This is a genomic window from Rhodobaculum claviforme (genome assembly GCF_016653255.1).
Lineage (GTDB): Bacteria > Pseudomonadota > Alphaproteobacteria > Rhodobacterales > Rhodobacteraceae > Rhodobaculum > Rhodobaculum claviforme.
The window spans coordinates 1-7,356 of sequence record NZ_NHSD01000165.1 but is presented as its reverse complement, the minus strand read 5'-3'; the positions used below and the strand labels follow the sequence as shown (position 1 = coordinate 7,356).

General features: G+C 69.5%; 7 protein-coding genes. 2 read left to right on the top strand and 5 right to left on the bottom strand.

Annotated features, from left to right (window positions below; all coding sequences use genetic code 11):
- From CCR87_RS05465 to CCR87_RS05445, 5 genes are all read right to left on the bottom strand, one after another.
- Positions 1 to 1,380: 1-acyl-sn-glycerol-3-phosphate acyltransferase (locus tag CCR87_RS05465; RefSeq protein ID WP_201156552.1), on the bottom strand; the 1,380-nt coding region annotated here is incomplete at its 3' end.
- Between the two features lie 44 nt (positions 1,381 to 1,424).
- The gene (locus CCR87_RS05460; protein WP_201156551.1) at positions 1,425 to 1,886 is read right to left on the bottom strand and encodes a YaiI/YqxD family protein; all 462 of its coding nucleotides are present in this window, start codon (positions 1,884 to 1,886) and stop codon (positions 1,425 to 1,427) included.
- Entirely contained in the window at positions 1,883 to 2,812 is a 930-nt protein-coding gene (locus tag CCR87_RS05455) for an AEC family transporter (protein WP_201156550.1), read from the bottom strand. The genes CCR87_RS05460 and CCR87_RS05455 overlap by 4 nt, the downstream gene beginning before the upstream one ends.
- Positions 2,813 to 3,070: 258 nt before the next feature.
- Positions 3,071 to 3,784, bottom strand: a complete 714-nt coding sequence (locus tag CCR87_RS05450; protein ID WP_201156549.1) for a VPLPA-CTERM sorting domain-containing protein — start codon at positions 3,782 to 3,784, stop codon at positions 3,071 to 3,073.
- A gap of 108 nt (positions 3,785 to 3,892) precedes the next feature.
- Positions 3,893 to 4,609 (bottom strand): NYN domain-containing protein, encoded by a 717-nt coding sequence (locus CCR87_RS05445; protein ID WP_201156548.1) that lies wholly within the window; start codon positions 4,607 to 4,609, stop codon positions 3,893 to 3,895.
- Positions 4,610 to 4,863: 254 nt separating this feature from the next.
- On the opposite strand from CCR87_RS05445, the gene rimP reads away from it, so the two are divergent.
- Both rimP and nusA read left to right on the top strand, forming a co-directional pair.
- Positions 4,864 to 5,490 (top strand): ribosome maturation factor RimP, encoded by a 627-nt coding sequence (rimP, locus tag CCR87_RS05440; protein ID WP_201156553.1) that lies wholly within the window; start codon positions 4,864 to 4,866, stop codon positions 5,488 to 5,490.
- 58 nt (positions 5,491 to 5,548) lie between these two features.
- Positions 5,549 to 7,273, top strand: a complete 1,725-nt coding sequence (nusA, locus tag CCR87_RS05435; RefSeq protein ID WP_201156547.1) for a transcription termination factor NusA — start codon at positions 5,549 to 5,551, stop codon at positions 7,271 to 7,273.
- Positions 7,274 to 7,356: the final 83 nt, after the last annotated feature.

Below are 7,356 nucleotides of genomic sequence, written 5' to 3'. Positions count from 1 at the left end.
CAATGCCGCAACCGCATCCACCAGATGCCCGATCGAGGCGGCATAGAACGCCAGCACCGCCTCCTCTCCCGGGACCACGCGCCAGCCGCCGATGCCCTCGCCGACGATGCGCCGGATCGCCAGCGCCTCCAGCCCCTCGCGCACGGCCAGACCCACGTCGCCATCGGGCAGGTGCACCTGGCAGCCCGCGGCACGGAAGGCGGCGACCCAGCCCTCGGCCTGCGCGGTTACGGCGGCGGTGGGCACGGGGCCATCCGCGCGCGCCAGCACGGCGGCCACCAGTGGCACCGGCAGCACCGGCATCGCGGCGCGGATGCGGGCCATCAGCGTGGAGGCCAGCGCGTCGGTGCGCGCGCCGGGATCGCTGCGCATGAACGCCTCCAGCGAAAGCGGTTCGCCGAAGCTGACGCCGGCATAGCCGAAGCGGCGGAACCGCCCGCGCAGCCGCTGCCACAGGGTGCGCCCGACGAATCGGACCATCGCCCCGATCCGCGCGCGAAAACGCCGCTCGCCCGAGGCGGCGGCGGCCAGCAGCACACGGTCCTCCAGCACCCGGTCATAGTTCAGCGCGACGGGGATGAAGATCACGTCGCGGCCGTCCTCGGGATCGAAATTCGACACGATGTAATGCAGAAGCCCCTTGCGCGCCGGTCCCACCCGCCCATCGAGGCTGAGGCCCCCCTCGGGAAAGATCGCCTGCGTGACGCCTTCGTGCGTGGCCATCTGGACATAGCGCGCCAGCACCCGGCGATAGAGCGGGCTGCGGTACCGGCGGCGGATGAAATACGCCCCCATCGAGCGGATCAGCCCCTGCAACGGCCAGATCCGTGCCCATTCCCCCACCGCATAGGACAGTGCCGAGCGTTCGGCGGCGAGGTACGTCACCAGCACATAATCCATGTTGGAGCGGTGGTTCATCACGAACACCACCGCCGCGCGGCGGTCGAGGCCGCGCAGCACGTCCTCGTCATGGTGGCCCAGCCGCACCTTGTAGAGGCCCCGCGACAGCCCGCGTGCAAAGCGGATCGCGGGCCCGAAATAGGTCGCGGCGGAAAACGAGGGCACGATCTCGCGGGCGTAGCGGCGCGCGGTCTGGAAGGCGACGGATTCGGGCACGCCCTCGGCCTGGGCGTGCTCGACCACGGCTTCCATCACCTGGGGGTCATAGATCAGACGGACGATCATGTCCTGCCGGCGCATCAGCTTGAAGGGCTGGATCGGGCGCTCCAGCCGCTTGTTGAGTTCGGCCACCGCGCGTTCCATGCGGCGGCGAAAGAACCAGCGCACCGACGGGAACAGGAAGTGCGACGCGAAGGTGACCGCCGCAAAGGCGAGGATCAGCACGAACAGCCAGACGGGAAGCTCGATGGTCGAGAGCATGCGTGACCTTTTCCCATGTGCCCGGCGGTGGCAAGGACCTGCCGCTACCTGCGCCGGGCGCGACCCAGCGCCGCGTCGAGCGCGGCGCGAAAGCGGCTGCGGTCGGCGGCGCCAAAGCTGCGCCCGCCGCCCGCGCGGTGGAACGGATCGGCCGCGCGCAGGTCCGCCATCAGATCGCGCGTGGCCAGCTGCGCGCCGATGTTGGCCTGGGTCAGCGCCGTGCCGTCGTGGCGCAGCACATCGGCGCCCCCCTCCAGGCAGCGCGCGGCCAGCGGCAGATCGGCGGTCACGACCACATCGCCGGGGACCACGGCCTCGGCGATCCAGCGGTCGGCGGCGTCGGCGCCCGCATCGACATAGACCATGCGCACCAGCGGGTTGGGGGACGGCCGCAGCCCGCCGTTCGACACGAACACGCAAGCACAGCCGTGGCGGGTGGCGACGGCCTCGGCCTCGGCCCGGACGGGGCAGGCGTCGGCGTCGACATACAGGGTCGGCGCGCTCATAGCCCTGCCGTCCAGGCGATCGCCAGCGGGATCGTCACGATGCTCAGGGCGGTGGAGATCAGGATCGCCGAGGACACCCGCTGCGGCGCCACCCCGTAGTGCTGCGCCAGCATGTACACGTTGCCCGCCACCGGCAGCGATGCGGCCGCGATCATCACCACCGCCGCCTGGGTGTCGACGTGGAACAGCACCAGCGCCGCGAATCCCACCGCGACGGGGTGCAGCACCAGCTTGGCCGCCGACAGCCAGGCCGCCACCGTCACCCGGTCGGCGGCCTTGGTCGCCAGCGACGCGCCGATGGCGAACAGCGCGCCGGGCGTGGCGGCGGCGCCCAGGATCGCGAGGAATTCATTGGCCGGGCCGGGCACGGCGAACCCGGTGGCCGACCATGCAAACCCGAGGCTCATGGACACGATCATCGGGTTGCGCAGAAGCCCCATGCCCAGCGTGCCGAAGATCGCGGGGGTGAAGCGACCTTCGCGCGCTGCGGTGATGACGATGGTGATGAGCGAGGAAAACACCACCAGATCCACCGCAAGAACGAGGATCACCGGCCCCACCGCCTCGGGGCCCAGCAGCACCACCAGCATCGGCACGCCCAGAAACCCGGTATTGCCGATCACCGCGCATTGCCCCTCCATCGCGGCCTCGGTCACGGGGCGGCCGCGCGCAAAGGCCACCGCCAGCGCCAGCGCATAGACCACCCCGCAGCCCCACAGATACGCCGCGACGAACCGCCAGTCGAAGATCTCCGCCAGCGACAGGTTGGCGGAAAAGCGAAACAGCATCGCCGACAGCGCAAAGTAGAACACGAACTTGGTCAGGTACGCCGTCGCCTCGGCCGAGAAAAACCCCGTCCGGCCGGCCCAGTAGCCCAGGCCGATCAGGCCGAAGAACGGCAATGTCTTGAGAAAGACCTCGATCATGGGGGGCGGCGATAGCATGGCCGCCGGGGGCGCACCAGATGGCGCCGGACGGGGTGGGCGCGCGGGGATGGCTGGCGGTGGCTGGCTGTCCCCGTGATTTAGAATTATTCCAGAATGTGCCGCGGGGCAAGTCCCGGCATGCCTGCCATGCAACGACAGCCGCGCGCCCGCAGGAGCGCGCAACAACCGCGCCGCCGCCCCATGCCCGCAAAGGCCGGAGGGGGGCGCGCAGCCCGGGCGGCGCGGTTGCGATGGGTGTCAGGCGTCGTGTCGCTTGAACCGGCGCAGGGCCACAAGCCCGCCGAACGCCGTCAGCAACAGCGGCAGTGCCGCCGGCACCGGAATGACCGACGCGCTGGCCGAGGCATCGGTGCGGATCTGAAACGAGGCGGTTTCGCCCCCGGCAAGGACAAAGCCGTCGTCGATGCTGAGCGCGAACACGTCCTCGAGGCTGTCGCTGCCGTAGTCACCGCCTTCGCCAAAGGCGAGGCTGCGTTCGAACAACGTGCCGCCATCGGGTCCCAGCAGGGTGATGGCGGCCGCCCCGGTGGCGAAGGCAAAGGGGCTGTCGGACTCGGCGAGGGCGTTCAGCGACCAGCCGAGGGAGAAGCCGAAGGTCCCTGCCTCGGCGCCTTCGGGGTTGGACACGTCGATGGTGCCAAGAACGCTCGTGAGCGCAAGGCCGGAACCGATGCCCGGACCGGCCGTCGCCTCGTCCGTCGATGCGAGCGTCAGGTCATCCTCCACCTGGGTCTCGGCGCTGGCAGTGGCGGTCCCGCTGCCGTCCTGATCCTCGAACGACTCCAGCGTCTCGGTCGTGAAGCTGGAGGTCAGGGTCGACCCCTCCGCCAGGACAAGGGAAAACCGCGCCTGCGCGTCTCCCTGGCCGATGGCCGTTGCGGCCTGTCCCGGCATGGCCGCACTGCCCAGCAGGGCGGCCAGTCCGGGAACTGCGATTGCATATCTGAACATGCGCACTCCTCCTTATTCACCCGGCGCCTACACTGCGCGGGCCATTGAGGAATAACGCAAATTTGACGTTTTTTCAACTTTAGAGGTATTACTATATCCGAAATACACTCACGATTTTGTGCGCACGAAGGTCTGGTTGCCTTCGCTGCGGCGCATTTCGAAACGGCCGGTCTTGGCCACCAGATCCGACAACTTGGACGAGCCATAGCTGCGGGTGTCGAAGTCGGGGTTGGCGGCGACGATGAACTGTCCGATCTGGCCCAGCGAATACCATTCGTCCTCGCCGCCGATGGTGCGCATGGCGTGTTCGATCAGGGTGACCGCGGTGTCGGGGGGCGCCTTGGGGGCGACCTCTTCGCGCTCGGCCTTGGGGGTGTCGGCGGGCGGCAGCAGGTTCTCGACGAAGATGAATCGCTTGCAGGCCTTGCGGAAGGCCTCCGGTGTTTTCTGCTGGCCGATGCCATAGACATCGAGGCCCTGTTCGCGCACCCGCGACGCCAGCCGGGTGAAGTCGCTGTCCGAGGAGATCAGCACGAAGCCGTCGAAGCGGCCCGAATGCAGCAGGTCCATCGCGTCGATCACCAGCGCGATGTCGGAGGCGTTCTTGCCCACGGTGTTGGCCGGGCTGTGGTGCGGCACCAGCGCCAGCCCCGCCAGCCGGTCGTTCCAGCCCTTCAGGGCGGGGCGCGAGAAGTCGCCGTAGATGCGGCGGACGCTGGCCTCGCCCAGGGCCGCGATCTCCTCGAAGATCGCCTCGGCCCATTGGGGAGAGGAGTTGTCGGCGTCGATCAGGACGGCGAGGATGGGAATGCCGGCGCGGGCCATGGCGGTCCTTTCAGTCTGTGACGGCGTCGGCCTAGCACGCTGCCCGCCCCGGCGATAGCGCCCCGTGGCGTGCCCCTTGCGCCGGGGCGGGGCGGGGCGTATACAAGGGTCACAGCGGCGCTTCGGCCTCCACCCCCGAAGCCCACCGGAGAGGTTTCGACGGGCCGCGAGGCCCGTTTTTTCGTTTGCGCCCTTCGCATCCGCCGCAACCGCCAGGAGCGACCGTGACCCACATGTCCGATACATCCAGCGATATTCCCGATCTGGTGGCCCGCGCCCCCATGGACCGGCGGCTGGCGGCCATCGTCGCGCCGGTGATCGAGGCGATGGGATTCGAGCTGATCCGCCTGCGCCTGCAGGGCGGGCGCCACGCGACGCTGCAGATCATGGCCGACCGACCGGCGGGTGATTCGCGCGGCGCCATCGTGGTGGACGACTGCGGCGCGATCTCGACCGCGGTGTCGGCGGTTCTGGACGTGGAGGATCCGATCAGCGATCCGTACACGCTGGAGGTGTCGTCCCCCGGCATCGACCGGCCGCTGACCCGGCTGAAAGATTTCGACGCCTGGGCCGGCCATGACGCGCGCATCGAGACCTCCGAGCTGATCGACGGGCAGCGCCGCTTCCGCGGCGTGCTGGCCGGGACCGAGGGCGACGAGGTGCTGCTGGAGATCGACGCCGGCACCATCGGGCTGAAGTTCGAATGGTTGTCGGACGCCAAGCTGATCCTGACCGACGCGCTGATCGCCGAGACGCTGCGCGCCCGCAAGGCCGCGGGCGTGGGCGAGGGCGCCTATGACGAAGACGACTTCGACGGTGTCGAGACCGAGGAAGACGAGGCCGACGACGGCGACGATCCGACCCCGAGCCGCCTGCACTGAACCCGAAGGCGGGGCGCTCCGGGCCCCCGCACCGCATCCCCGAGGGAGTGAGCGACACATGGCCATCACCAGCGCCAACCAGCTTGAGCTGCTGCAGACCGCCGAGGCGGTCGCGCGCGAGAAGATGATCGACCCCGGGCTGGTGGTCGAGGCGATGGAGGACAGCCTCGCCCGCGCCGCCAAGTCGCGCTACGGGGCGGACATGGACATCCGGGTGACCATCGACCGCAAGACCGGTCGGGCGGCGTTTACCCGGGTGCGCACCGTGGTCGACGCCGAGGAGCTGGAGAATCACCACGCCCAGTTCACCGCCGATCAGGCGCGCCCCTATTTCGTCGCCGCCAAGCCCGGCCGTGACGAGTTCTGGCTGCGTGGCGGGGCGCGCATCGCCCCGGCCGAGGTCGGGACCCCCGAGCCCGGCGACGAGTTCCACGAGGTCGTCCCCCCCGTCGATCTGGGCCGCATCGCCGCGCAATCGGCCAAGCAGGTGATCCTGCAGCGCGTGCGCGAGGCCGAGCGCGACCGGCAGTACGAGGAATTCAAGGACCGCGCCGGCTCCATCATCAACGGCGTGGTGCGCCGCGAGGAATACGGCAACCTGATCGTGGACATCGGCCGGGGCGAGGGCGTGCTGCGCCGCTCCGACCGTATCCCGCGCGAGAACTACCGCCCCAACGACCGCATCCGCTGCTTCATCCGCGACGTGCGCCGCGAACAGCGCGGGCCGCAGGTGTTCCTGTCGCGCACCGCGCCGGAGTTCATGGCGGCGCTGTTCAAGATGGAAGTGCCCGAGATCTATGACGGCATCATCGAGATCAAGGCCGTGGCCCGCGACCCTGGCAGCCGCGCCAAGATCGCGGTGATCAGCTATGATGGCTCCATCGACCCGGTCGGCGCCTGCGTGGGTATGCGCGGCAGCCGGGTGCAGGCCGTCGTCAACGAACTGCAGGGTGAGAAGATCGATATCATCCCGTGGAACGAGGATCAGGCGACGTTCCTGGTGAACGCGCTTCAGCCCGCCGAGGTCTCCAAGGTCGTCATCGACGAGGATGCCCAGCGCATCGAGGTGGTGGTGCCGGACGAGCAGCTGTCCCTCGCCATCGGGCGGCGCGGGCAGAACGTGCGGCTGGCGTCGCAGCTGACGGGCCTTGATATCGACATCATGACCGAGGCCGAGGAGAGCGAGCGCCGCCAGGCCGAGTTCGCCGAGCGCACGCGGCTGTTCATGGAGGAGCTCGACGTTGACGAGTTCCTGGCGCAGCTGCTGGTGGCGGAGGGCTTCACCTCGCTGGAGGAAGTCGCCTATGTGGATCCTGACGAGCTGCTGGGCATTGACGGGTTTGACGCCGACACCGCCGAGGAGCTTCAGGCCCGCGCCCGCGACAAGCTGGAGGAGGCCAACGCCCGCGCGCTGGCCAATGCCCGCGGGATGGGGATGCAGGACGCGCTGATCGCCTTCGACGGGCTGAGCCCGCAGATGCTGGAGGCGCTGGCCAAGGACGGCATCAAGTCGCTGGAGGACTTCGCCACCTGCGCCGACTGGGAGCTGGCCGGCGGCTGGACCGAGGTGAACGGCAAGCGGGTCAAGGACGAGGGGCTGCTGGAGCCCTTCGACGTGAGCCTCGAGGAGGCGCAGTCGATGGTGATGACGGCGCGGGTCATGCTGGGCTGGGTCGATCCCGCCGAGGTGGCCGCGCAGGAGGCCGGGACCGATGGGGCCGCCGACGCGGACGACCTGGACGACGACGCCGTGGCAGAGACCGGAGCGGACGAGCGCGGCTGAGGCCGGGATCGGTCGTTGCGCCCGTGCCTGGATGTGGCGCGGGCCGACGCGGAGGCCGGGCCGGCGGTCGTCCCGCCCACCCA